The sequence below is a fragment of the Streptomyces spongiae genome, assembly GCF_009377185.1.
In the GTDB taxonomy this organism is placed as follows: Bacteria; Actinomycetota; Actinomycetes; order Streptomycetales; family Streptomycetaceae; genus Streptomyces; species Streptomyces spongiae.
The window spans coordinates 1-24226 of the sequence record NZ_VJZC01000015.1; the positions used below are offsets into that span (position 1 = coordinate 1).

Consider the following 24226-nt stretch of genomic DNA (forward strand, 5'->3'; position numbering starts at 1 on the left):
CCGGGGAGCACTGCAGGGCGAAGTCCAGGGCGATCTCCAGGCCCAGCGAGCGGGCCTCGGCCACGAAGTGGTCGAAGTCCTCCAGGGTGCCCAGGTCGGGGTGGATCGCGTCGTGGCCGCCCTCGGGAGAACCGATGGCCCAGGGCACGCCGACGTCGTCGGGTGTGGGGGAGAGGGTGTTGTTGCGGCCCTTGCGGAAGGTGCGGCCGATGGGGTGGATCGGGGGCAGGTAGACGACGTCGAAGCCCATGCCGGCGATCGCGGTCAGCCTGCGGGCGGCGGTACGGAACGTGCCGTGCGGCTGCTCAGCGGTGCCCTCCGAGCGCGGGAAGAACTCGTACCAGGAGCCGTACAGCGCCCGCTCCCGCTCCACCAGCAGCGTCAACTCCTCGGAAGCGGTGACCAGTTCCCGCAGTGGATGACGGGCGAGGACCTCGTCGACCTCGGGCGTCAACGCGGCCGCGAACCGTTCCCTGGGCGCCACGGAGTCGTTCCTCAGCACCCCCACGGCGGTCAGGACCGCGTCACGTGCCGCACCCTTCGGCACCCGGGCCGCGGCCCGCTCGTACAGCTGGGCGCCTTCTTCGAGCACCAGTCCGGTGTCGATGCCGGCCGGAATCTTGATCCCCGCGGTGCGGCGCCAGGTGGTCACCGGGTCGCTCCAGGCTTCCACCCGGTACGTCCACAGACCCGTCCCGTCCGGCGTGACGTCGGCGCCCCAGCGGTCGGTGCCCGGTGCCAGTTCGCGCATCGGCGTCCAGGGGCCCGTACGGCCGTCGGGGTCCTTGAGGACGACGTTGGCGGCGACGGCGTCATGGCCCTCCTGGAACACCGTCGCCGAGACCTGGAAGGTCTCGCCCGCGACGGCCTTCGCCGGGCGTCTGCCGCACTCGACGGCCGGCCGGACATCCCGTACCGGGATGCGGCCGATGGCCGGAGTCGACCTCATGCGTTTCACCTCCGCCGTGTTCGGAGCCGGGCTCGGTATCCAAGCCGTGCCCGACGGTTCCTACCTCCCTGACGCGCGGCCTCCTGGCCATGGACGGCGACCGGTCGGAGGGCCGCGTCTGCCCACGTGCCGCTGCTGGGACTGGCCGTTCTCCCGCAGATACGTGACCAGGTTCGACCGCAGATAGCGCTCGGCGGCCTCCACGGCCTCCCGGGCGCAGCGCTTTCCCATCAGGACGCACAAGGTGTAGCCCGAGTCCTCGAAATTCCCCCTCGCCGTACGGTCGGTCGGGGCCGCGAGCATCACGCGTTCCCACGCCCGGTACCGCTCCAGATGCCGGGCGACCTCGGCTTTGGCGGGCAGCAGCATGGCGCTGGTCACCTTTCCACGCTTTCGACGGGGGCACGGTCTCCCGGATGAGCCGCGGCCGTGCACGGAGGGGGCCCGGCCGTCACGGGGCCGAGACCTTCACTCATGGTGCATGGTTCGCCACTCAACGTCTTGTTGGAGCTTCAACTACCTCATCCGTCTCTCGTGTTGCACGAATGGCGTAGCACTCCCACGCTGGAGTGACTCAGAAGTGATCAGGGCTCACGCCTCGTATTCGGGGCTCTGTCCACGAGGACCACGAGGACCACGAGGACGAAGACGGGCGAGAGCTTCGCAGGGTGAGGAGCCAACGACGATGAAGACCGCAGTGCCCTGCTACTACCACCTCGACGTGGAGGTGAGCCCGGAACGGGTCGGACAGGTGAGGCGCATTCTGGCCGCCCACCTCCGGTACTGGGATCTGGACACACTCGTCGAGACGGTCTGTCAGGGCGCGGAGCTGCTGCTGCGCGCCATCGACGAGCACGCCAAGGACAAGAAGACATCGATCGAGATGTGGTGGAACCGCCAGCACCTCATCACCGCCTTCGGGCAGAACGACCGGTACCTACGACCCGACCAGGACCTGCGGTCCTGCCTGGTGAGCATCGCCGCGCTGAGTGACGGATGGGGCTGCTGTGCCACGGCCACGGGCACCAAGCTCATCTGGTTCTCGCAACGGGCCCGCGCCGGCGAGCGCGCGCCGCTGGTCCCGACGACACCTTTCCCGACGGAGCGGGAGGCCCTCCAGGCGCCCCGCGAGATCCCGGTCCCCGTGCTCGCCGGTCCGGAGGGCATGGCGTCCGACGAGCGGGAGAGGGAGGCGCCGGTTCCGGCCCTCGCCGGCTCCGAGGGCGCGATGCCGGACGAACCGAAAGAAGCGCCGTGACCGCGCGGCCACGCCGGAAAAGGGTGCCCGCCTGGAGCGGGCACCCATACCCGTTGGGCGCCGCCTTCGACGGTGCGGGCACCAATTTCGCCCTGTTCAGCGAGGTGGCCGAAGGTGTCGACCTCGTCCTCTTCGGTGACGACGGCACCTCCCGTTCGGTCCCGGTCACCGAGTCCGACGGTTTCGTGTGGCACTGCTACCTGCCCGGTGTCGGGCCGGGGCAGCGCTACGGCTACCGGGTGCACGGCCCATGGCACCCGTCGGCGGGCCACCGCTGCAATCCGGCGAAACTGCTCCTCGACCCGTACGCCACGGCGGTGGACGGTCAGGTCGACGACCACCCCTCGCTCTACGAGCGCGCCCCGGCCGGGCCCGCCACCGGTGACAGCGCCGGTCACACCATGCTCGGTGTGGTGACCGACCCGGCCTTCGACTGGGGCGACGACCGGCCGCCCCGGCGGAGTTACGCCGAAACGGTGATCTACGAGGCCCACGTCCGGGGCCTGACACGCACCCATCCCGAGGTCCCCTCCGAGCTCCGGGGAACCTACGCGGGCCTCGCGCACCCCGCGGTCCTCGACCACCTGATCACGCTGGGTGTGACCGCGGTCGAGCTGATGCCGGTGCACCAGTACGTCCAGGACGGCGTCCTGCGGGGCCGCGGCTTGTCGAACTACTGGGGCTACAACACGATCGGCTTCTTCGCCCCGCACAACGGCTACGCGGCCCGCGGCACCCGCGGCGAACAGGTCACCGAGTTCAAGTCCATGATCAAGGCGCTGCACGCGGCCGGTCTCGAAGTGATCCTCGACGTGGTCTACAACCACACCGCCGAGGGCAACGAGCGGGGCCCCACCCTCTCCTTCCGCGGCATCGACAACGCCTCGTACTACCGCCTGGTGGACGGCGACTGGTCCCACTACTACGACACCACCGGCACCGGAAACAGCCTGCTGATGCGCCACCCGCACGTTCTGCAGCTGATCATGGACTCGCTGCGGTACTGGGTCACCGAGATGCACGTGGACGGCTTCCGCTTCGACCTCGCCGCCACCCTGGCCCGCCAGTTCCACGAGGTGGACCGGCTGTCGGCGTTCTTCGACCTGATCCAGCAGGACCCGGTGATCAGCAGGGTCAAACTCATCGCCGAGCCCTGGGACGTGGGCGAGGGCGGCTACCAGGTGGGCAACTTCCCGCCCCTGTGGTCGGAGTGGAACGGCAAGTACCGTGACACCGTACGGGACTTCTGGCGCGGCGAGGAGCACACGCTCGGTGAGTTCGCCCTACGTCTGACGGGCTCCGCCGACCTGTACGAGCACAGCCGGCGCCGCCCGCGCGCCAGCATCAACTTCGTGACCGCGCACGACGGGTTCACCCTGCGTGACCTCGTCTCGTACAACGACAAGCACAACGAGGACAACGGCGAGAACAACCGGGACGGTGAGAGCGCCAACCGCTCCTGGAACTGCGGAGCCGAGGGGCCGACGCACAACCCCCGCGTCCTCACCCTGCGCGCCCGCCAGCAGCGCAACCTCCTCGCCACCCTGTTCCTGTCCCAGGGCATCCCGATGCTGTCCCACGGCGACGAACTGGGCCGTACCCAGCGCGGCAACAACAACGCCTACTGCCAGGACAACGAGGTCTCCTGGATCGACTGGCGGCTGACCCGCGAACAGCGCGGGCTGGTCGACTTCACTCGCCGCCTCATCGCCCTGCGCGCCGCTCACCCCGTCCTGCGCCGCCGCCACTTCTTCCGCGGCGACACCGCCACCCCCGCCGGTCAGCCGCTGCCCGACCTGGTGTGGCTGCTGCCGGACGCCCGCGCGATGACGGACGAGGACTGGCGGCGCTCCGACGCGCACTCCGTCGCCGTCCTCCTCAACGGCGACGCCATCGCGGAACGCGACCCGTACGGCCGGCGCGTGGTGGACGACTCGTTCCTGCTCCTGCTGAACGGCTACTGGGAGCCCATGACCTTCTGCCTGCCCGACGTCACGTACGGCGAACGCTGGACGACCCTGATCGACACCGCCGACCCGCAGGGCACCCCCGACGAGGCGGAACACAAGGCGGACACCGAGATCCTCGTCGAGGCCCGCAGCCTGGTGCTGCTGTCGCGGCCGTCCAGGACCGTACGGGGGCGCTGAGGAGCTTCGCGACGGCGTAAGCGGACAGAGCGTCCATGCGTGGAGGTCAGTCCTCCGGGTCCGGCCGCAGGACCACCGTGAACTGGGCGCCGTCCGGGTCACGGAGGACGGCCTCCTCCTCGCCCTGCCGCAGCACGGTGCCGCCGTGCTCCTCCACCGTCTTCGCGCAGCCCGCCACGTCGGAGACGGCGAAGTGGACCTGCCAGTGAGGCCGGATCGTGGGGTCGGGCGCCGCCTCCAGCGCGCCCGAGCTGATCCGCGCCACGACCTCGCCCCGATGACGCAGCACGACCTCGTTGGCCTCGTAGTGGACCTCGCAGCAGCCCTGCCGTTCCGTGGCCCACTCAAGGACCTCGCCGTAGAAGATCGCGGCGTCGAAGGCGTCCCGTGTGTGCAGCTTGATGAACGCCGGCGCGACGCGTAGCCAGGCCTCCCAGTCGCCGACGAACTCGCCCTCCCAGATCCCGAAGGTGGCCCCGTCGCGGTCGGCCAGCAGAGCCGCCCGGCCCGGCGGGAAGGAGAGCGGTCCGACCGCCACGGTGCCCCCGCGCTCCCGGGCCCGGGACGCGGCCTCGTCAGCGCTGGGCACCGCGAAGTACGGCGTCCAGGCGACGGCCACCTGCCACATCGTCGCCACCCCGGCGATCCCCGCGACCGGCGCCCCGTCCTGCAGCGCGATGCGGAAACGGTCCCCCAGCTTCGCCGTCCGCCACTCCCACCCCAGTACCGCGTGGTAGAAGTCCTCCGTGGCCTGCATGTCCCGGCTGGTCAGGCTCACCCAGCACGGGGCTCCGAACACGGAACGGGTGGAGGCGACGTCTGTCGCCCCGCTGGAACGTGTCGTGTCGTGGTTCATGGCAGTAGCGTCCTGGTCTCGTCGACCGGCTTACGCCGACAGGACACCAGTGTCCGGCCTGACGCGGTACCGGCGCCTGTCGAGTACCCCGGGAATGCCGACGAAACGGACGCGACAGCGGGCCCGGCGTCAACGGGTCCGGGCCCGCAACTCATCCGGATGGCGTCTGGCCGTACGGGTGACATGGGACCGGCGTGTGCCTCCGAACGGGGTGAGGGACGATCCGGTCGCCGGGCAGGCCGGGGGGCTTTTCACACACCCCCTAGATCAGCAGATCCGCCAGGCGACGCCAGGCGTCGCGCGGGAGGGCGTCGCGCGGCTGGTCGTCGACGACCTGGAGGGCCACGTGGTCGGCTCCCGCCGCGTGAAAGGCGTCGACGGCCGCCCGGATCCGGTCCTGGTCGCCCCACGCGACCACGGCGTCGACGAGCCGGTCGCTGCCGCCGTCCGTGAAGTCGTCCTCGGTGAACCCGAGCCGCAGGAAGCTGTTGGTGTAGTTCGGCAGCCCGAGGTAGAGGGCGAGATACTCGCGGGCGATCGCACGGGCGCGTTCGGGATCCGTCTCCAGGACCACCTTCAACTCCGGCGCCAGCAGCGGTCCGTCCCCCAGGATCTCGCGGGCCTGCGCGGTGTGCTCGGGCGTGACCAGATACGGGTGGGAACCGGCGGCCCGGTCGCGCGACAGCTCCAGCATCTTCGGCCCGAGCGCCGCCAGCACCCGCCGCCCGGCCGGCACCCCCGCGGTGTCCAGCGCGTCCAGGTAACCCACCATGGAGGAGTAGGGGCGACGGTACTGGTCGGTCAGCCGGGCGTGACTCACCCCGAGGCCGAGCAGGAAACGGCCGGGGTGCGAGGCCTCCAGCTCGGCCACCTGCCGGGCGGAGTCGGCCGCCGTGTACTGCCAGATGCTCTGGATACCGGTGGCCACGGTCATCCGTTCGGTGGCCTCGACGAGCGGCACGGCGTGCTCCACCGCGCTGCTGCCGCCCAACCACACCGCCTCGAAACCGAGTTCCTCGAGTTCGGCCACGGCCTCCGTGAGCTCACCACGCCGCGCCTGGTCCTCCGTCCGAAGCCCGAAACTCCAGACGCCGTACCGCCCGACGGACTCCTTCGCGGCGCTCCCGTGGTCCACAGCGGTGACGTTCCCGATCGATTCCGACATCGATTCCGTTTCCCTCCGTACTCGACGCTGGACCGTGCCAGCTGATCCACTTGTGCCAACCGGAGGGTGCCCCAGGGTAGTCCCGGACCGGTGGATTTTCTGAAGTGGAACTATGAGCTGGTCGGGGGCGCGTGGGGAGCGGGCGACATCGCAGACGACCGGCGCAGCCCGGGGGTGGTGGCTCCCACCAGGGCGACAGCGCCGAGGCAGAGCAGGCCGCCGCTGATGAGGGCCGCCGTCCCTGTCGTGGCGTCCGCGACGAGCCCGCCACGCATGTTGCCGATGTCGGGGCCGGCTTGCCCGACGACTTGCTCGGCGGCACTGACGCGCCCCAGCAGTTCGTTCGGTGTGTGCGTCTGGACGATGGTGCCGCGCGACACCACGGAGACGGTGTCGGCGGCGCCGGCCAGCACGAGGAGGGCCAGTCCGACCCACGGATTGGGCGCCATGCCGAACAGCGCGAGTGCCGCGCCCCACGCCGCGGATCCGCCGAGCATGACCAGGCCGGGGCGGGGGAGCCGGGTGAAGGTCCCGGAGAGCAGGGACGCGACGGTGCCGCCGACGGCTATGGCTGTGAGGAAGAGCCCGAGAGTTCGCGGACTGCCCCCGAACCGTTCCGAGTTGATCAGGGGGAACAGGCTGATCGGCATGGACAGCACGGTGGTGGCCAGGTCCGTGACCAGCGCCCCACGGATGACAGGAGTCCTGATCAGGAAGGCCAGGCCGTCCCGGACACCGCCGAGGCCGGGCCGGGAGGGCTCGCCCGCGGGTTTCATCTGTGGCAGACCGAAGGCACCGTACAACGCCGCGCCGAACGTGGCCGCGTCGATCGCGTAGCAGGTGCCGACTCCCAGCCCGCCGATGATCAGCCCACCCAGGGCCGGCCCCGCCAGCATGGCCCCCTGAAAGGCGATCCGCCGCAGCGCCAGTGCGGCAGCCAACTGGTGCTTGGGCAGAAGGTGCGGGATGAAGGTGCGGGACGCCGGGCCGCCGCCGGCGGAGAAGCAGGACTGAGCTGCCACCAGGACCAGCACTCCGCCGGCCGGCAAGCCTCCGAGGAAGCCCTGAAGCGCGAGCAGGAGCGAGCAGACGGCCTGGCCACTGGTCGTGACCAGGTAGAACCTCCGACGGTCGACGCGATCGACGACCGAACCGGCGAAGAGGCCCAGCGTGACCAGCGGGATCGCCTGTGCCAGGCCGACCGCGCCGGTCCATGCGGTGCTCCCGGTCGTCTGCCAGACCTGGAACATCACGGTGACGGCCGTCATCTGGCCGCCGAGCGCGGAGAGGGACTGCCCCATCCACAGTCGCCGGAACGGTGGCGAGGACCGCAGCGGGGCCACGTCGAGCAGAGCGTGTCTCAGTGCCACGCGGGGTCCTGAGCCAGCTTCTCGGCGATCCGGTCATGAAAGCTCCTGCGCTCCAGGGCCTGCTCGATGTCGGCGACGACCCGGCTGAGCGGATAGGGGACCTCCGCCTCGATCTCGGCGATGGCGGCCTCGGTCGCTCGCCATTCCGCCGCCAAGCGGTCGACGACACCGCGGGCTTGCTCCGTGAGCGTCACCTTCTTGCTGCGCGCGTCGTCACCGACGACGGTCTGCACCCAGCCGGCCGCACGCATCGCGGCCACCTTCTGACTGAGCGCCGAGTGCGTCCGGTTCACCGACTCGGCCAGTTCCTTGATGGTCATCGGCCCGCAGGCGTGCAGCCGAAGCAGCTCCATCACGAAGCTCGGCTTGAGTCCTTCGATCCGCCCCTCGGTGTAGATCCGGGTGATGTCCGCGTCCATCGACGCCTGGAGAAGGCGCAGGGGCCGCCAGAGGCTCTGGTGGGTGGGGTCGGGTACGTGAGGTTCGGGCGCGTGGGGCTGGGGTTCGGTCATGGGCGGAGCGTAACAGCGCTTATATAAGTACTGTTACGTCTTTTCGGGTGGACGCACGCAGCCTACGGCCCCGCCGCGTCAGCCCCGAGGGCTTGAGGACCGAGATCACGGTCATGAACACGTAGGCGGACAGGGACACGATCGGACCGAACAGGACGTCGCCGGCGTCGGGCAGCGGCCCTCCCGCGGTGACCGCCGCGACCGCGGAGTTCACCCCGGGGCGCAGCGCGAAGACCGTCGCGGTGATCGTGGCCAGGGTCAGCCAGAACTTCGTGTGGACCCACCGGTGCCTGGCCAGTCCCCACGGAGTGCCCAGGGACAGCACCAGCCCGCTGAGGAACGTGAGGAACGCGACGGGGAGCAGGAGCCAGTCGGCGAAGAGCTTCATGGCCCGGACGGAGGCCTCCACCGTCACCGCGGACCCGGTGGTGGCCGCGGTGACCCCGAGCGCGAGCAGCCCGAGCGTGAGCCCGAGCCAGCCCGCGGAGGCGGCCACATGGACAACGAGGAAAGCCCGGCGTGCGGGTCGGCTGAGTTTCACCTGACCCACGGTGCCGGGCGGGAGCGGCGAGGGCGTCTGACGGCGGGAGTAACCGCGCGTACTGGCCTCGGCGTACGGAGACAGCCCTCGGGGACTACCAGCGACTACCAGCGGCCTTCGACCTGGTCCTTGATCCTGCGGTCGTACAGGTCCTGGATCGCGGTGAGTGTCTCCTCGGACAGCGGCGCCGACTTGGCGGCGGCCGCGTTGGCGCGGGCCTGCTCGGGCGAGCGGGCCCCGGGTATGACGGTGCTGACGCCCGGCTGCTGGATGATCCAGCGCAGCGCCGACTGGGCCGGGGTGTACCCCTGCGGGGCGAGGCCGGAGAACTCGGCCGCCGCCTCGACGCCCGTCTCGAAGTCGACGCCGGAGAACGTCTCGCCCTGGTCGAAGGCCTCCCCGCGCCGGTTGAACGTGCGGTGGTCGTTGGCGGCGAACACCGTGTCCTTGGTGTACTTGCCCGACAGCAGCCCGGAGGCGAGCGGAACCCGGGCGATGATGCCGACGCCCGCCTTCTCGGCCGCCGGGAGAACCTCCCGCAACGGCTTCATACGGAACGGGTTGAAGATGATCTGCACGCTCGCCACGTTCGGCCGCGCGATCGCCGTGAGCGCCTCGGCGCAGGTCTCCACGCTGACGCCGTACGCGGCGACGCGTCCCTCGTCGACGAGCGTGTCGAGGGCGTCGAACACCTCGTCCGACGAGTAGACGGGCGTCGGCGGGCAGTGCAACTGCACCAGGTCGATGCGATCGACGCCGAGATTGCGCCGGGACCGGTCGTTCCAGGCACGGAAGTTGTCCAGGACGTAGTTCTGCGGGATCTGCTCCACGCGACGGCCCATCTTCGTCGCGACCAGCACGTGCAGATTGGGCCGGCCGCGCAGGAAGGCGGCGATGGTCTGCTCGCTGCGCCCGTCCCCGTACACGTCGGCCGTGTCGAAGAAGGTCACCCCCGACTCGGCCGCCGCCTCCAGCACCGTCAGGGCGTCCTTGTCGTCGACGTCTCCCCAGTCGGCCCCCAACTGCCAGGTGCCCAGCCCCACGACCGACACCCGCTGACCCAACCTGCTGATTGCGCGCTCATCCATGCGGTCAGTCTGTCATTCGCCGCCACCACGTCGGCCGGTCAGGGCTGCCCGGGCCGCCGTGAGCGACTGCTCGGCGTAGCCGCGGCCGAACAGCACGGTGTGGACCAGCAAGGGGAACAGTTGATGCAGCGGGATGCGGTCGGCCCAGCCGTCGGCGAGTGGCACGGCGCGCTGGTAGCCCTCCAGGACCAGGTCCAGATGCGGACAGCCGAAGAGGTGGAGCATCGCCAGGTCGGTCTCGCGGTGGCCGCCGTGGGAGGCCGGGTCGATCAGCCAGGCATGTCCGTCGGCGCCCCACAGCACATTGCCGTTCCACAGGTCGCCGTGGAGGCGGGCGGGCGGCTCGGCGGGGCCCGCCAACTCCGGCAGCCTCTCGCAGACCCGCTCCACCACGGCCGTCTCGTCGGCACGCATGACGCCCTCGTCGACCGCCCGGCGCAGATAGGGCAGTACGCGGTGCTCGGCGTACCAGTGGGGCCAGTCGGCACCCGGAGTGTTCCGCATCGGAGCGAGCCCGATGTACGCATGGGCGGGGCCGTCCGGCGGCGCGGCACCGAACGCCGTCGCGCCGGTGGAGTGCAGGGTGGCCAGATCGGCGCCGAAGCGGACCGCCGCCTGCCGGTCGGGCCGGCCACGCGGGACATGTTCGGTCACCAGCCAGTGTGCGTCGTGCCCGTACACGGCGGGGACACGGACCGTCCCCGTGTCGCTCAGCCAGCGCAACCCCGCCGCCTCGGCCCGCGCCGCACCGGGCCCGTCCCCGCGCTTGACCATCACGACCTGGCCGCCGTCGAGGGTGACTTCGGCGAGCGTCGCCGACAGCGGGCGCTCACCCCTCACTTGGCGGCCGGTGAGCCGTTCCGCCGCTGTTCCCGGGTTCTCGCTGTGCACGGCCACCAGGGTAGGCCGTCACCATCTTCCGGTTCTTCAGCAGCTGTTCGGGTTCTCCAGCGGCTGTTCGGGCATGACATCTGTCATTCCGTACGCGCGACACACGGCACTGCCGGGCCGCGGCCCCTCCTCGCCAGGATGGTCCGCATGACGACAACTGCCAAGGCCACCTCGCCGGTGGTCGGCTTCGATCAGGTGACCAAGAGGTACGGAGACGTCCGTGCGGTGGACGGGCTCACGCTCGCCCTGCACCCGGGGGAGACGGTGGCCCTCCTCGGGCCGAACGGCGCGGGCAAGTCCACCGCGCTCGACCTGCTGCTCGGCCTGCGGCCGGCGGACAGCGGCACGGTCCGGGTGTTCGGCACCAGCCCCCGCGAGGCGATCGTGGGCGGCCGGGTCGGAGCCATGCTCCAGAGCGGCGGGCTGATGGACGAGGTGACGGTCGGCGAGCTGGTACGGCTGGCCTGCGCCCTGCATCCCAGGCCGTTCCCGGTGAGGGACGTGCTCGCCCGCGCGGGTATCGCACAGATCGCCGACCGCAAGGTCAACAAGCTCTCCGGCGGCCAGAGTCAGCGCGTCCGCTTCGCCCTGGCCACGGCCGGCGACAGCGACCTGATCGTCCTGGACGAGCCGACCACCGGCATGGACGTCTCCGCCCGCCAGGCCTTCTGGGCCACCATGCGCGAGCAGGCCGAGCAGGGACGCACGGTCCTCTTCGCCACCCACTACCTCGAAGAGGCCGACGCGATAGCGGACCGGGTGCTGGTCCTGCACCGGGGGCGGCTCCTCGCGGACGGCACCGCCGCCGAGATCAAGGCGAAGGCCGGAGCCCGCCGGATCGCCTTCGACGTGGAGGGCGCCGTCGACGAAGACCGGCTGCGCGAGCTGCCCTTCCTCACCACGATCACGATCTCCCGCAACGGCTCCGCCGAAGCCCCCGGCCGGGCGGTCCGCATCCAGTCCACCGACGCCGACGCCACCGTGCACGCGCTGTACGGCCTCGGTCTCTACCCCCGCAATCTCGAAGTGGCCGGGCTCGGGCTGGAGCAGGCCTTCGTAGCGATCACCGCCGCCGAGGAGGCCAAGCAGTCATGAACAGCCTGATCAGGCTCGAACTCGCCCGCGCCCTGCGCAACCGCAAGTTCCTGTTCTTCTCGGTGATCTACCCCTCGGCGCTGTTCCTGCTCATCGCGGGCAACGCCGACTCCACCACCAAGATCGACGGCACCGGTCTGACCGTCCCGACGTACATGATGGTCTCCATGGCGTCCTTCGGCGCCCTGACCGCCGTGCTGATGGGCAACAGCGAACGCATCGCCAAGGAGCGCGAGAGTGGCTGGGTACGACAGCTGCGGCTGACCACCCTGCCGGGGCGCGGCTACGTCCTGGCGAAGACGGCGAGTGCCGCCGTGGTCAGTCTGCCGTCCATCGTCATCGTCTTCGTCGTCGCCGCGGCCGTGAAGGACGTGCGCCTGGACTTCTGGCAGTGGTTCGCCCTCACCGGCGCCATCTGGGCCGGCAGCCTCGTCTTCGCTTCTCTCGGCGTCGCCATCGGTTATCTCGCGACCGGGGACGCGGTCCGTCCGATCACGATGATCACCTACTTCGGACTGTCCATGCTCGGCGGCCTGTGGATGCCGTCGACCACGTTCCCGCAGTGGCTGCAGGACATCGCGAAGTGGCTGCCCACACACGCGTACGCTGCCCTCGGGCGGGCGATCGAGCAGAGCCAGGCCCCGCACGCCCAGGACATCGCCATCCTCGCCGTCTTCTTCGTTCTCTTCTCCGGCGGCGCGGCATGGCTCTACCGGAAGGACACGCTGAAGGCGTGAGCGGCATCGGACTGGGGCAGCGCCCCCAGACCCGCAGACAGAAGCAGATCAAACTGCTCTGGATCGGCATCTGGCTCGCCTATCTGAGCGCCCCCGTCAAGGACCTGCTGCACGGGGGCCACAGCGACGGCGTCCGGATCCTCGGCTGTCTCGGTCTGGTCGTCTTCGTCGTCTGGTACTTCGCCCTGATCTTCCGCACGGGCCGCCGCGAGACCAACGGCGCGGTGCTCGGCGCGCTCGCGGTCCTCGCGGCCCAGTCGGCCGTCCTGTCCCTCTTCCTGGGGCGGGAGTGGCTCGTACTGTTCGTGTACGTGTCCATCTCGGCCGGTGCGGCGCTCCCGATGCGGCTCGCGAGGTGGGCCATCCCGGTCACGTCCGCCCTGATGACCGTGATCGCGCTCAGCGTCCCGGGCGGGGAGGCGTACCTGGCCGGGCTGCTCCTCCCGGCGCTCCTCGGCGGGTTCGCCATGACCGGCGTGCGCGAGCTCGTCCGGACGACCATCGCGCTGCGCGAGGCGCGGGCGACCGTGGCCCAGCTCGCCGCCAACGAGGAACGGCTGCGTCTGGCCCGCGACCTCCACGACCTGCTGGGGCACTCCCTGTCGCTGATCACGCTGAAGAGCGAACTGGCGGGCCGGATGCTGCCCGACCACCCCGACACGGCGGCCCGGCAGATCGCCGACATCGAGAACGTCAGCCGCCAGGCCCTGGTCGACGTCCGTGAGGCCGTCACGGGCTATCGCCGGCCGCGGCTGCCCGGCGAACTCGCGGGCGCACAGGTCGCGTTGACCGCGGCGGGGATCACCGCCGACGTGCCCGCCGAACCGGACCTCACCGGGATCTCCGAGGAGTGCGAGACCGCGCTGGCGTGGGCGTTGCGCGAGGCGGTCACCAACGTCGTACGGCACAGCGGGGCACGTCGCTGCTCGGTGGAGCTGGTGCGCCGCCAGACCCTCGACGGGCCGACGGTGCAGCTGACCGTGGAGGACGACGGACAGGGCGCGGACGGAAGTACGTACGGGAACGGGCTGACCGGCCTGACCGAGCGCCTGGAGAAGACCGGCGGGGAGCTGACGGCACAACCGGGGCGGCGCGGCGGCTTCCGGCTGGTCGCCCTGGTGCCCGCCGGGGCGGGAACCGGCGCGGGCGACGAGCCCATAGGATCCGGGGCATGAGCCGCATGATCAAGGTCCTGCTCGCGGAGGACCAGTCGATGGTCCGTGAGGCGCTGGCCGCCCTGCTCGGCCTCGAACCGGACATCGACGTGGTCGCACAGGTCGCACGCGGGGACGACGTGGTGCGGGCTGCCCGGGAACACGACGTGGACGTGGCGCTGCTCGACATCGAGATGCCGGGTGCGACCGGGATCGAGGCGGCTGCCCAGCTGCACGCGGAACTGCCCATGATCAAGCTGGTGATCCTCACGACGTTCGGACGGCCCGGCTATCTGCGCAGCGCGATGGAGGCCGGGGCGGACGCGTTCCTGGTGAAGGACGCCCCCGCGGCCCAGCTCGCCGCGGCGGTCCGCAAGGTGCTGGCGGGGGAGCGCGTCATCGACCCCACCCTGGCCGCGGCGGCCCTGGCCGAGGGCGCGAACCCCCTGACGGACCGCGAACGCGAGGTGCTCCGCGCCGCCGAAGACGGTTCCACCAACGCGGAACTGGCCGCCACCTTGCACCTCTCCCAGGGCACGGTCCGCAACTACCTCTCCACCGCGATCCAGAAACTGACGGCACGCAACAGAGCGGAGGCGGTGCGGATAGCGAGGGAGAAGGGCTGGCTCTAGCCCCCAGGCCCCGGTCGTCAGGCGGCACCGCTCACGCCGGGAGCCACGAAACGCCGGTGGAGAGGGAGGCAACGGGACTCGGGCTCACCACTGATGCCGACCTCCTTGAGGGCGGGCGCGAGCCGGTCGGCGAAGAACCGCTCGAAGTGCGCCTGGTCGTCCCACACGTCCGTCACCTGCAGCGCGCCCTCCTCGTACCAGGCCACATGTAGGAGGAGACCTTCCGGCACCTCCTCCTCCCAGCGCACCGACTCCCGTGCGGCGTCGTACTGCTCGGGCGCCAGCCCTTCCCAGAACAGGGACAACACAACGGCCATGGCGACGCCTCCTCTGTTCACGCTTCCCGGCCAGTAGACCGGCCCGGCCGACTGGCCGCCCGTCGTCGTGGGCCGTCTGCGCGAATCTCTCCGTGTGAGGGGCATCACAGCCAATGAGTGAACCCGCGGGGGTGCTCGGGACGACCGGCCTGATGTGTGGAAAAGAGCGACCGTCATAGGGCGGTTGGACGAGGAAGGACTGCTGCGCAGGGTGGCCAAGGGCGACCGCGCGGCGTTCGAGGAGTTCTACCGCCGTACCTCACCGTGGCTCGCGGTGCGGCTGCGCCGCCGTTGCGCCGATGAGCAGATCGTGGGGGAGGTTCTCCAGGAGACCTATATCGCGGTGTGGCGAGCGGCGGGCTCGTTCGCCGGCGGCGCGGCAGGCGGCAGCGCGATGGGCTGGCTGTGGACCGTGGCCGCCCGGCGGCTCGTCGACGCCTTCCGGTCCGAAGGGCGACACCAGACGATCGTCCGGGCCGCGGCCGCCGTGGACACGGCCGAACCGGATCCCAGCGCCGAGGAGACGCTGCTGGAGTCGACGCTGTCCGGTGACGTGGGCGACGCCCTCGCCACGCTCGCACCCGAACTGCGCCAGGTCCTCCAAGCGTTGGTGCTGGACGGGCTGAGTGTCCGGGAGGCGTCGACGCTGCTCGGCATACCAGAAGGAACAGTCAAGACCCGGGCCCGGCGCGCGCGGTCGGCCATGCGGAAGGCGATGTCATGAGCGGCACCACAGGACCCCACGCCGGGCGCGACCTGATCACCGCCTACGTCACGGGGGACACCACACTGCCCGCCGACGCGGAATGGGCGTTGGAAGCGCACCTGGAGAACTGCGCCCCGTGCAGGCGACACGTCGCCGAGGCGGTCGCGACGCACACCCCCACGGTGAACACGCTGCTGGACCGCGTGTGGGCCGAAGTGGCCGCGACGGCCCACGACCTGCCGGCACCCGTACGTTCCCCGCTGCTGCGCGCGGTACGCCGCTGGGCGCCGCCGTCGCAGCTGCCCTGGCTGCTGATGAGCGTGCTGGTGGTTCTCTCCGCGCTGGGCATCGACATGCTCGCCCGAGAGAGGGACGTACCTTCGCTGGTCCTGCTGCTGGCTCCCGTGGTTCCGCTCCTCGGGGTGGCGGCCGCCTGGTCCCAGCGGCTCGACCCGATGGGCGAGCTGACGGCGACCACACCCCGCGCGGGGCTGCGCATGGTGCTGCGGCGCACCGCCGTGGTGCTGGGCGTGGTGATCCCGGTGCTGGCCGTGGCCGGGGGAATCGTCGGGGTGTCACCGGCCCTGTGCCTGCTGCCGTGCCTCGCCTTCACGGTCGGCACGCTCGCGCTGGGCACGGTGACGGGCCTACGGCGGGCGGCCGCGCTCCTGGGCTCGGCATGGGCCGTCGGGGCGATCGTCCCCAGCTTGGCCACCGCTCGGCTGTCCGTGCTGCTGGCACCCGAGAGCCTGCCGGTCTGGGGACTGGCGGTCACGGTGTCCGCGCTCGCGATCACCGTACGGGCACGCGCCTTCACGACCCTGCCCGGCACGGAACTTCCCTGAGATACGACGCAAGTTCCCTGAGTTGCGACGCAACTTCCCTGAGACACACACGACTTCTCACCCACGGACGAACAGGAGACACAATGGTGCGTACGGTGGCTTCCGCCGACTTGGCGCCAACTACCTACGCCTGGCACATACATGCCCGGGACCTACGTGTGCGGGCCGGACGCCGCGCAGCCGTCAACGGCCTGGACCTGCGGTTGGGCCAAGGCGTACACGGACTGCTCGGCCCCAACGGCGCCGGCAAGACGACGTTGATCCGCTCGCTCGCGACCGTCCTGAAACCGGACGGCGGCGAACTGGAGTTGCTGGGCCGGCGGATCGGCGGCCGGACCGACCTGCGGTCGCTGCGGAAGCGGATCGGGTACCTGCCGCAGGAGTTCGGCTACTACCCGCGGTTCACCCTGCGCGAGTTCGTGGAGTACATGGCCTGGCTGAAGAAGGTGGACGCGCGTGACATCTCGGGAGCGGTACAGCGCGCGATCGAGCGGGTGGGCCTCGCCGATCGCGCCGACGACCGGATGAAGACGCTGTCCGGGGGCATGCTGCGCCGTGCGGGCATCGCCCAGGCGATCGTGAACGACCCGGACGTCCTGCTGCTCGACGAGCCGACCGTGGGCTTGGACCCTGCGCAGCGCCTGGAGTTCCGCACGCTCCTGCGTGATCTCGGCGAACGGGCCTGTGTGCTGGTGTCCACGCATCTGGTCGAGGACGTCGCCGCGTCCTGCACCAACGTCGTGCTCGTCGCCGAGGGCCAACTCGTCTTCGAGGGAACACCCGAGGAGGTGGCCGCCCTCGGGGACCCGCGGGACGTCGGGGACAGCCCGATCGAGCGCGGCTACACCGCCCTCCTCGCCCGCCCCCGCGTGCGGCGGGAGGCGGACCGATGAGTGCACGGATCCTGGCCGTCGAACTGCGCCGCTCCTCCGCGCCGGTCGTCGGCGCGCTGATCGCCGCGCTCGGCGTCGCCGGGCTGTGGTCCGTGGTCATGTCCAACCAGGGGGAGTTGTGGGACGTGCAGTGGACGATGCTCGCCGGCTTCCAGCGGATCATGCTGGTCCTGCTCTGGCCCCTGGCCCTCGGCTCAGGCGCCTGGCAGGCCCGGCGTGACCGTCGCTCCGGCATGGAGGAGCTGCTCGGCACCACCCCGCTGCCGACCTGGCGGCGTACGCTGCCCACCGCCGTCGCACTGGCGCTCTGCCTGATCCTCGGCTACGTGGTGACGCTCGCCGCGGGTGCGGTCCGGGTCGCCGGCAGAACCGACTACCTGTCCACCGACTGGCTGCCCGTCACGGCCGTGGGCGCACTGACACTGGTCGCGGCCGGATGGCTGGGCATGGGCATCGGCCGGCTCGTCCCGTCGGTCTACACCCCGCCCGTACTGGTCGTCGCGGGCTTCCTGGTGCTGCTCCTTCCGGTCCAGCTGTCCAAGTCGTCGGAGCCCGGCGCCATTTCGCTGCTGGCACCCAACCTCACCACCGACTTCGACGAGTTCACCACGATCGTCGGCTCGGTGAGCCTGGCACAGTCACTCTGGTTCACCGGCCTGGCCGGCAGCGGGCTGCTGCTGCTCATGGTCGCCCGGCGTCGCACGGCCCTCGTGGCACCCGTACCCGCTCTGCTCGGACTCGTGGTGGCGGTGCCCCTGCTGAGCGCCGCACCGGCCTCCGGCCTGCAGCGTGACCCGGGCGCGTCGGCCGAGGTCTGTACGCACGACGGCGGCCCCACGGTCTGTGTGACGAAGGCACACGAGCAGGGCCTGGCCGACCTGGTCGGACCCGCGCGTCGCGCGCTGAAGTCGCTGGCGAAACTGCCCGACGCACCCACCTCCGTGCACGAGGTGACCGGCGACCGCCCCGGCCCGCAGCCGGCCAACCAGGTATGGCTGCACTCCGACAACTACGTACCCGGTCGTGGCTGGGCCGCGGAGAGCGAGGACGCGCTGGTCGTGGACATCCTCGCCGGTGCGGGCACCCGACCCTGCGAACCCATCGCCTACGGTGCGCGCGCTGTCGCCGGCGCTTGGCTGTACGGCCGGTATCCCGCGCCGGGCCAGACGATCCTTCCGGGCGAGGAAGCACGCGCACGGGACGCCGCGTGGCGGGAGCTCAAGGCGCTGCCCGCCCAGGAGCAGGTACGCCGGATCGACGCTGTACGCGAGGCCGAACTGACCTGCCGGGGCGACCTGGACGCGGTGCTGGCCAAGGGGGCTTCATGACGCGGCTTCTCACGCTGTACCTACGGTCGCGTCAGCTTCCCGTCGCGCTGGGCGTGGCAGCGGCCTCAGTCGCCGTGGTGGCTCTGCTCGGCAACGCCCCCGAACGCCCGCTGCAGACGCACATCTTCGCCGTACTCGCCCTGGGCCTCGGTCTGGGCGTGCTCGGCAACGGCCTCGGCGGTGCGGCCGACGCACTGGAACGTACGGCGGCGATTCGCTGGGCCTGCTGGCGCACCGCGCACGTCGTGGCCGTCGCCGTCGCGGTGTTCGTCGTCGCGGCCGCCTCCAGCGACGCAGCGACGGGCGTCGTCCTGCGCGCCACGGCCGGCCTCGTCGGACTCACCGCGCTCGCGGCGACGGCGCTGGGCCACCAACTCGCCTGGACCCTGCCGACCGCCGCGGCGGGAGCGGCCGCGGTCGTTCCACCCCTCACGGAACCGGAGATCCTGCACCTGCTCACCTGGCCCGTGCAGCCACCGGACAGCAAGGTGGCCACTGTGGTCGCCGTCGTCCTGGTCGTCGGAGGTCTGGCCGTCTACGCCACCCGCGGCAGCCGTCAGACCTCCACAGCGAGCGCCGGTTGAACGGATTGTTCACAACAATTAATTGACGTCGATGTGTTGGTTCGTGCATGCTGATGTCATGTCCGCCACCCCTGAACAGTCCACCGACCCGTTCACGGCCCCACAGCCGGAGCAGGCGCGCGCGCAACGTGTAGCAGCGTCGCTCTTCCGCATCGCCGAGCGGCACGCGGCCACCGACGAGCAGCGCCGCCGGCAGGTCCATCCTTCGGTCCTCGGGCCGCACGAAGCCGTCAGGCTGGTGTCGTTCCTGCTCAGCGGGGCCGCACTGCCGGACGACGGCGAACCGGAGGTGGACCGGGCCGACATCACCGCTGCGCTGAGCCTCGTCCCGCTGGTCCGTGGAGAGATGGACGAACTGGAAGCCGGGCTCCTCCAGATGGCGCGAGGTCGTGGCATGACCTGGCAGGAGATCGCCTTCGGTCTCGGGCTCGGCACACCGCAAGCCGCCAGGCAGCGGTACGAACGACTGGCGAGCCGCGCCACCACCGACGCGGAGGGTGCGGAGTAGAAGAGGGCCTCAGAGCACACACGTGTCCGAGAACTACAACTTCTGAGGCGCGTGAGTGGGCCGGGACACGGGATTGTGGCTCGGAGTCCGCCTGTGAGGGCCTACCGTATAGGGCATGACCGCGCCCGAGCTGATCCGCATCGTCTCCCGCGACTCGCCCATGGCCCTCGCCCAGGTGGAACGCGTACGCGCCGAACTGGCCGCGCTCCACCCCGGCATCCGCACCGAGGTCGTGCCGGTGAAGACGACCGGCGACAAGTGGATGGGCGACCTCGCGCAGGTCGAGGGCAAGGGGGCGTTCACCAAGGAGGTCGACGCCGCCCTCCTCGCCGGGCAGGCCGACCTGGCGGTGCACTGCGTCAAGGACATCCCCGCCGACCGCCCGCTCCCCGCGGGGACCGTCTTCGCCGCCTTCCTGAAGCGCGACGACATCCGTGACGCCCTCATCCACCCGGGCGGCCTGGCCCTCGACGAGCTGCCGCGGGGCACGCGCATCGGGACCTCGTCGGTGCGCCGTGTCGCCCAGCTCGCCGCCTCCCACCCGCACCTGGCCTGCGTGCCCATGCGCGGCAATGCCAACCGGCGCCTGGACAAACTCGCACGCGGCGACGCCGACGCCCTCCTTCTGGCAGTCTCCGGCCTCGAACGCATCGACCGCCAGGACGTCATCACCGAGATCCTCCCGGTCGACGTGATGATGCCGCCGATCGGCGCCGGGATCCTCGCCCTCCAGTGCCGCGAGGACGACACCGCCCTCATCGACACCGTCAGCGCCCTGGGCCACCCGGACACCCACCGCGAGGCCACCGCCGAGCGCATGTTCCTCCACGTCCTCCAAGGCCACTGCAACTCACCCATCGCCGGCTACGCCAGGGCCGAGCGCAACGGCGAACTGTCCCTTCGTGCCTGCGTGTTCACCCCCGACGGCAAGACCATCCTCAACGCCCACGAATGGGCCGGCCGCCTCGACCCGGCCACGCTCGGCACCGCGGTCGCCGTCGCCCTCCTCCGCCAGGGCGCACGCGAGCTGATCGACTCCATTCCTCACTGACCCAGCTGTCAGGGCAGCACCCTGGGCGTACCCGTCACCGACATCATGAGCGAGTACAGCGAGGTCGTCGCCGTGATGAACAGCTGGTTGTTCTTCGGGCCGCCGAAGGCGATGTTGGAGACCGGCTCGGGCACACGCAGTCGTCCGATGAGGGTGCCGTCGGGGTGGTAGCAGTGCACGCCGTCGTCGAACGCGGCGGCCCACAGCCGCCCGCCGTTGTCGAAGCGGATGTTGTCGAAGCCGCCGTCGGTGCGTTCGGCGAAGACCCTGCCATTGGTGAGGGTGCGATCATCGCGCACGTCGAAGACGCGGATCTGTGCCGCCCTCGTGTCGGCGACGTACAACTGCCGTTCGTCCGGTGAGAAGACCAGGCCGTTCGGTCCGTCGAAACCGTCGGCGACCCGCTCGACCTCGCCCGTCGTGGGGTCGATCCGGTAGACGTCACAGGTGCCGATCTCGCTCTCGGCGCGGTGTCCCTCGTAGTCGGTGAGGATCCCGAAGTCCGGGTCCGTGAACCAGACCGAGCCGTCGGAGCGTACGACCGTGTCGTTCGGACTGTTGAAGCGCTTGCCCTGGAAACGGTCCGCGAGCACGGTGACGCGACCGTCGTGCTCCGTGCGGGTGACCCGGCGGTTGCCCTGCTCGCAGCTCACGAGCCGGCCCTCGCGGTCGAGGGTGCTGCCGTTGACGTACCCGGCCGGGGAGCGGAAGACCCCGATCGCGCCGGTTGCCTCGTCCCAGCGCAGCAGGCGGTCGCCCGGAATGTCGCTCCAGATCAGCTGCCGCCAGGCGGGCAGATAGAGCGGCCCCTCGGCCCAGCGGCAGTCGGCGTGCAGCCGTTCGAGCCGTGCGTCGCCACTGGCGCACCCCTCGGTGTGAAAGCGCTCGTCCAGGACCTCGTACAGATTCTTCAGCACTACGCCGGACACGATCCGCCTCTCTCCCATATCAGCTGAATGTCATTCTCTTTGATCTTAGTGCGTCCGAACCGGATATGGTGGAGGTGTGGGGATGGTCAACGGGATCGTGGACGACGTCGACAGAGCACTGATCGCAGAGCTTCAGCGCGACGCCACCCAGGCCTACGCGGTGCTGGGCAGGGCGGTCGGCCTGTCGGCGGGCGCGGCTCATGATCGCGTACGCAAGCTCCGTGAACGCGGTGTCATCCGCCGCACGACCGTGGAGGTCGACCCGGCCGCCCTCGGGCGGGGCGTACTCGCCTTCGTCATGGTCGACTCGTCGGCGTGGATGGGCGACGCGACCGCGTCCTTCGCCGCCATCCCCGAGATCCAGGAAGCCCACGTCATCGCGGGCACCGCCGCCGTCCTCGTGAAGGTGCGCACGGCGACCACGGAGCAGTTGCAGGACGTCCTGCGGCGGCTGTACGCGATCGAGGGCGTGAGCGGGACGCAGGCGACGGTCGTGCTGGAGACCTTCTTCGAAAGGCCCGTCCGCCCCGACTGATACTGGTGGGTGCAAGGGTGCACCCATATACGTGTCCCAGTCACATGGAGCTGCCGGAAAGGGGCACTTCGCATCGTGAACTTCTGGTCCATCTACGAGCACGGTTTCGCCCGGATCGCCGCGTGCACCGGCCACGCGGCCATCGCCGACCCGCCCGCCAACGCGGAGGCGGTCCTGACACAGGGGCGCCGATGCGCGCGGGAGGGGGTCGCCGTCGCCGTGTTCCCCGAACTCTGTCTGTCCGGATACTCGATCGAGGACCTGCTGCTGCAGGACGCGGTGCTCGACGAGATCGAGGCGGCGCTCCAGACCGTGGTCGCCGGGTCGGCCGACCTGCTGACGGTGCTCGTCGTCGGCGCCCCGCTGCGCCATCGCAACCGGATCTACAACTGCGCGGTGATCGTGCATCGCGGGCGGATCCTCGGTGTCGCCCCCAAGTCCTACCTGCCGAACTACCGAGAGTTCTACGAGAAGCGGCAGATCGCCCCGGGCGACGACGAGCGCGGCGGGACCATCCGGGTCGGGGGCACGAGCGTGCCGTTCGGCACGGACCTGCTCTTCGCGGCGGAGGACGTCCCCGGCCTGGTACTGCACGCCGAGATCTGCGAGGACATGTGGGTGCCCGTGCCCCCGAGCGCGGAGGCGGCGCTGGCCGGAGCGACCGTCCTCGCCAACCTCTCGGGCAGCCCCATCACGGTCGGGCGGGCCGAGGACCGGAAGCTGCTGTGCCGCTCGGCGTCCTCGCGCTGCCTCGCCGCCTACGTCTACGCGGCGGCCGGACTGGGAGAGTCGACCACCGACCTGTCCTGGGACGGCCAGACCATGATCTACGAGAACGGTGTCCTGCTGGCCGAGACCGACCGCTTCCCGCTGGACGACCAGTACGCGGTGGCCGACATCGACCTCGACCTGCTGCGGCAGGAGCGGCAGCGCATGGGCACGTTCGACGACAACCGCCGTACCCACGCCACCCGCACCGGCGACTTCCGGCAGGTGTCCTTCCGGCTCGACCCACCCACGACCGACCTCGGGCTGCGCCGCCGGGTCGAGCGGTTCCCATTCGTACCGGCCGACGCCACCCGCCTCGCCCAGGACTGCTACGAGGCCTACAACATCCAGGTCGCGGGCCTGCAGCACCGACTGGCGGCCATCGGCGGTCCGAAGATCGTCATCGGGGTGTCCGGCGGCCTCGACTCCACCCACGCTCTGATCGTCGCCGCCCGGGCCATGGACCGCGCGGGCCGCCCCCGCAGCGACATCCTCGCCTTCACCCTGCCCGGTTTCGCGACCGGTGAGCACACCAAGGGCAACGCCCACGCGCTGATGCGCTCGCTCGGGGTCACCGCGGCCGAACTGGACATCACGCCGACCGCCCGGCTCATGCTCCAGGAGATGGGCCACCCGTTCTCGTCCGGTGAGCCGGTGTACGACGTGACCTTCGAGAACGTGCAGGCCGGGCTGCGCACCGACTACCTGTTCCGGCTGGCCAACCAGCGCGGGGGCATCGTGCTCGGCACCGGTGACCTCTCGGAACTGGCACTCGGCTGGTGCACCTACGGCGTCGGCGACCAGATGAGCCACTACAACGTCAACTCCGGCGTACCGAAGACACTCATCCAGCACCTGATCCGGTGGGTCATCAGCAGCGGCCAGTTCGACGACGAGACCAACGAGACGCTGGCCGCGATCCTCGACACGGAGATCAGCCCGGAACTCGTGCCGGGGGAGGAGCTGCAGTCCACCGAGTCCAAGATCGGCCCGTACGCGCTGCACGACTTCACCCTCTTCCACGTCCTGCGATACGGCATGCGGCCGTCGAAGATCGGCTTCCTCGCGTGGCGCGCCTGGCACGACCGGGACGCGGGCGCGTGGCCGCCGGGGTTCCCCGAGGCCGAGCGGATGGCGTACGACCTGCCGGAGATCTGGCACTGGCTGGAGTACTTCTGCCGCCGCTTCTTCGCCTTCGCGCAGTTCAAGCGCTCGGCCATGCCGAACGGGCCCAAGGTCCTGGCCGGCGGCTCCCTCTCGCCCCGCGGCGACTGGCGGGCACCGTCCGACAGCACGGCGAAGGCATGGCTGCGCGACCTTGCCCGCTGGGACCTGCCGGGGGCCGACTGACCCACGCCCGGGCCGTG

The 24226-nt window shown here is 70.7% G+C and carries 26 protein-coding genes; 15 read left to right on the forward strand and 11 right to left on the reverse strand.

The genetic code is table 11. The annotated features are described in order from the left end of the window. On the reverse strand, positions 1 to 949 hold a 949-nt coding region (locus FNH08_RS04215; RefSeq protein WP_152769876.1), incomplete at its 3' end, for a maltotransferase domain-containing protein. 60 nt (positions 950 to 1009) lie between these two features. Further along, positions 1010 to 1318: a DUF5133 domain-containing protein gene (locus FNH08_RS04220; protein ID WP_152769913.1), complete on the reverse strand. Its 309-nt coding sequence runs from the start codon at positions 1316 to 1318 to the stop codon at positions 1010 to 1012. A 316-nt stretch (positions 1319 to 1634) separates the two neighbouring features. Here FNH08_RS04220 and FNH08_RS04225 point away from each other — a divergent pair, with 316 nt between their 5' ends. Both FNH08_RS04225 and glgX read left to right on the forward strand, forming a co-directional pair. After that, positions 1635 to 2207, forward strand: coding sequence for a pep a2 (locus FNH08_RS04225; RefSeq protein ID WP_228033885.1), 573 nt, complete (start codon positions 1635 to 1637; stop codon positions 2205 to 2207). Further along, positions 2204 to 4354, forward strand: coding sequence for a glycogen debranching protein GlgX (gene glgX, locus FNH08_RS04230; RefSeq protein ID WP_322723651.1), 2151 nt, complete (start codon positions 2204 to 2206; stop codon positions 4352 to 4354). Before FNH08_RS04225 ends, glgX begins: the two co-directional genes overlap by 4 nt. Positions 4355 to 4400: 46 nt before the next feature. Here glgX and FNH08_RS04235 read toward each other — a convergent pair whose 3' ends face one another. The 7 genes from FNH08_RS04235 to FNH08_RS04265 form a co-directional block, all read right to left on the reverse strand. Beyond that, positions 4401 to 5210 carry a VOC family protein gene (locus FNH08_RS04235; protein ID WP_152769878.1) on the reverse strand — a complete coding sequence of 270 codons (810 nt, stop codon included), beginning with the start codon at positions 5208 to 5210 and terminating at the stop codon, positions 4401 to 4403. Positions 5211 to 5472: 262 nt separating this feature from the next. After that, on the reverse strand, positions 5473 to 6375 hold the full coding sequence (locus FNH08_RS04240; protein ID WP_152769879.1) for an LLM class F420-dependent oxidoreductase: 903 nt from the start codon (positions 6373 to 6375) through the stop codon (positions 5473 to 5475). A gap of 110 nt (positions 6376 to 6485) precedes the next feature. After that, on the reverse strand, positions 6486 to 7745 hold the full coding sequence (locus FNH08_RS04245) for an MFS transporter (protein ID WP_322723652.1): 1260 nt from the start codon (positions 7743 to 7745) through the stop codon (positions 6486 to 6488). Then, positions 7736 to 8257: a MarR family winged helix-turn-helix transcriptional regulator gene (locus FNH08_RS04250; protein WP_228033886.1), complete on the reverse strand. Its 522-nt coding sequence runs from the start codon at positions 8255 to 8257 to the stop codon at positions 7736 to 7738. The genes FNH08_RS04245 and FNH08_RS04250 overlap by 10 nt, the downstream gene beginning before the upstream one ends. 19 nt (positions 8258 to 8276) lie before the next feature. Continuing rightward, positions 8277 to 8798, reverse strand: a complete 522-nt coding sequence (locus tag FNH08_RS04255; RefSeq protein ID WP_322723654.1) for a DUF2269 domain-containing protein — start codon at positions 8796 to 8798, stop codon at positions 8277 to 8279. A 104-nt stretch (positions 8799 to 8902) separates the two neighbouring features. Continuing rightward, on the reverse strand, positions 8903 to 9886 hold the full coding sequence (locus FNH08_RS04260; protein ID WP_152769880.1) for an aldo/keto reductase: 984 nt from the start codon (positions 9884 to 9886) through the stop codon (positions 8903 to 8905). A gap of 12 nt (positions 9887 to 9898) precedes the next feature. Further along, positions 9899 to 10777: a fructosamine kinase family protein gene (locus tag FNH08_RS04265; RefSeq protein WP_322723656.1), complete on the reverse strand. Its 879-nt coding sequence runs from the start codon at positions 10775 to 10777 to the stop codon at positions 9899 to 9901. A 147-nt stretch (positions 10778 to 10924) separates the two neighbouring features. Between FNH08_RS04265 and FNH08_RS04270 the strand changes: the two genes are divergently transcribed. From FNH08_RS04270 to FNH08_RS04285, 4 genes are read left to right on the forward strand one after another with little or no spacing between them, the layout of a single operon-like run. Further along, positions 10925 to 11872 carry an ABC transporter ATP-binding protein gene (locus FNH08_RS04270; protein WP_194238363.1) on the forward strand — a complete coding sequence of 316 codons (948 nt, stop codon included), beginning with the start codon at positions 10925 to 10927 and terminating at the stop codon, positions 11870 to 11872. Continuing rightward, complete coding sequence (locus tag FNH08_RS04275) at positions 11869 to 12609, forward strand: ABC transporter permease (RefSeq protein WP_152769883.1); 741 nt, start codon at positions 11869 to 11871, stop codon at positions 12607 to 12609. The genes FNH08_RS04270 and FNH08_RS04275 overlap by 4 nt, the downstream gene beginning before the upstream one ends. Continuing rightward, positions 12606 to 13784, forward strand: coding sequence for a sensor histidine kinase (locus tag FNH08_RS04280; protein WP_322723657.1), 1179 nt, complete (start codon positions 12606 to 12608; stop codon positions 13782 to 13784). Before FNH08_RS04275 ends, FNH08_RS04280 begins: the two co-directional genes overlap by 4 nt. Continuing rightward, positions 13781 to 14395, forward strand: coding sequence for a response regulator transcription factor (locus tag FNH08_RS04285; RefSeq protein ID WP_152769885.1), 615 nt, complete (start codon positions 13781 to 13783; stop codon positions 14393 to 14395). Before FNH08_RS04280 ends, FNH08_RS04285 begins: the two co-directional genes overlap by 4 nt. Before the next feature lie 17 nt (positions 14396 to 14412). Here FNH08_RS04285 and FNH08_RS04290 read toward each other — a convergent pair whose 3' ends face one another. Continuing rightward, positions 14413 to 14712, reverse strand: a complete 300-nt coding sequence (locus tag FNH08_RS04290) for a hypothetical protein (RefSeq protein ID WP_152769886.1) — start codon at positions 14710 to 14712, stop codon at positions 14413 to 14415. Between the two features lie 184 nt (positions 14713 to 14896). On the opposite strand from FNH08_RS04290, the gene FNH08_RS04295 reads away from it, so the two are divergent. The 7 genes from FNH08_RS04295 (at position 14897) to hemC (ending at position 20627) form a co-directional block, all read left to right on the forward strand. Further along, positions 14897 to 15436: an RNA polymerase sigma factor gene (locus FNH08_RS04295; RefSeq protein ID WP_152769887.1), complete on the forward strand. Its 540-nt coding sequence runs from the start codon at positions 14897 to 14899 to the stop codon at positions 15434 to 15436. Further along, positions 15433 to 16263, forward strand: coding sequence for a zf-HC2 domain-containing protein (locus FNH08_RS04300; RefSeq protein ID WP_152769888.1), 831 nt, complete (start codon positions 15433 to 15435; stop codon positions 16261 to 16263). Before FNH08_RS04295 ends, FNH08_RS04300 begins: the two co-directional genes overlap by 4 nt. An 83-nt stretch (positions 16264 to 16346) precedes the next feature. Next, the gene (locus tag FNH08_RS04305) at positions 16347 to 17156 is read left to right on the forward strand and encodes an ABC transporter ATP-binding protein (RefSeq protein ID WP_152769889.1); all 810 of its coding nucleotides are present in this window, start codon (positions 16347 to 16349) and stop codon (positions 17154 to 17156) included. Beyond that, positions 17153 to 18484 carry a hypothetical protein gene (locus FNH08_RS04310; protein WP_152769890.1) on the forward strand — a complete coding sequence of 444 codons (1332 nt, stop codon included), beginning with the start codon at positions 17153 to 17155 and terminating at the stop codon, positions 18482 to 18484. The genes FNH08_RS04305 and FNH08_RS04310 overlap by 4 nt, the downstream gene beginning before the upstream one ends. After that, complete coding sequence (locus FNH08_RS04315; protein ID WP_152769891.1) at positions 18481 to 19068, forward strand: hypothetical protein; 588 nt, start codon at positions 18481 to 18483, stop codon at positions 19066 to 19068. The genes FNH08_RS04310 and FNH08_RS04315 overlap by 4 nt, the downstream gene beginning before the upstream one ends. Before the next feature lie 58 nt (positions 19069 to 19126). Further along, the gene (locus FNH08_RS04320; protein WP_152769892.1) at positions 19127 to 19576 is read left to right on the forward strand and encodes a DNA-binding protein; all 450 of its coding nucleotides are present in this window, start codon (positions 19127 to 19129) and stop codon (positions 19574 to 19576) included. A gap of 115 nt (positions 19577 to 19691) precedes the next feature. Continuing rightward, positions 19692 to 20627, forward strand: coding sequence for a hydroxymethylbilane synthase (gene hemC, locus FNH08_RS04325; protein WP_152769893.1), 936 nt, complete (start codon positions 19692 to 19694; stop codon positions 20625 to 20627). A gap of 8 nt (positions 20628 to 20635) precedes the next feature. Here hemC and FNH08_RS04330 read toward each other — a convergent pair whose 3' ends face one another. Then, complete coding sequence (locus FNH08_RS04330) at positions 20636 to 21556, reverse strand: SMP-30/gluconolactonase/LRE family protein (protein ID WP_322723659.1); 921 nt, start codon at positions 21554 to 21556, stop codon at positions 20636 to 20638. A 97-nt stretch (positions 21557 to 21653) separates the two neighbouring features. Between FNH08_RS04330 and FNH08_RS04335 the strand changes: the two genes are divergently transcribed. Both FNH08_RS04335 and FNH08_RS04340 read left to right on the forward strand, forming a co-directional pair. Next, a complete protein-coding gene (locus FNH08_RS04335; RefSeq protein ID WP_322723674.1) occupies positions 21654 to 22091 on the forward strand; it encodes an Lrp/AsnC family transcriptional regulator in 438 nt (145 codons plus the stop codon). Between the two features lie 75 nt (positions 22092 to 22166). Then, a complete protein-coding gene (locus tag FNH08_RS04340) occupies positions 22167 to 24209 on the forward strand; it encodes an NAD(+) synthase (protein WP_322723661.1) in 2043 nt (680 codons plus the stop codon). The last annotated feature ends 17 nt before the right edge of the window (positions 24210 to 24226 follow it).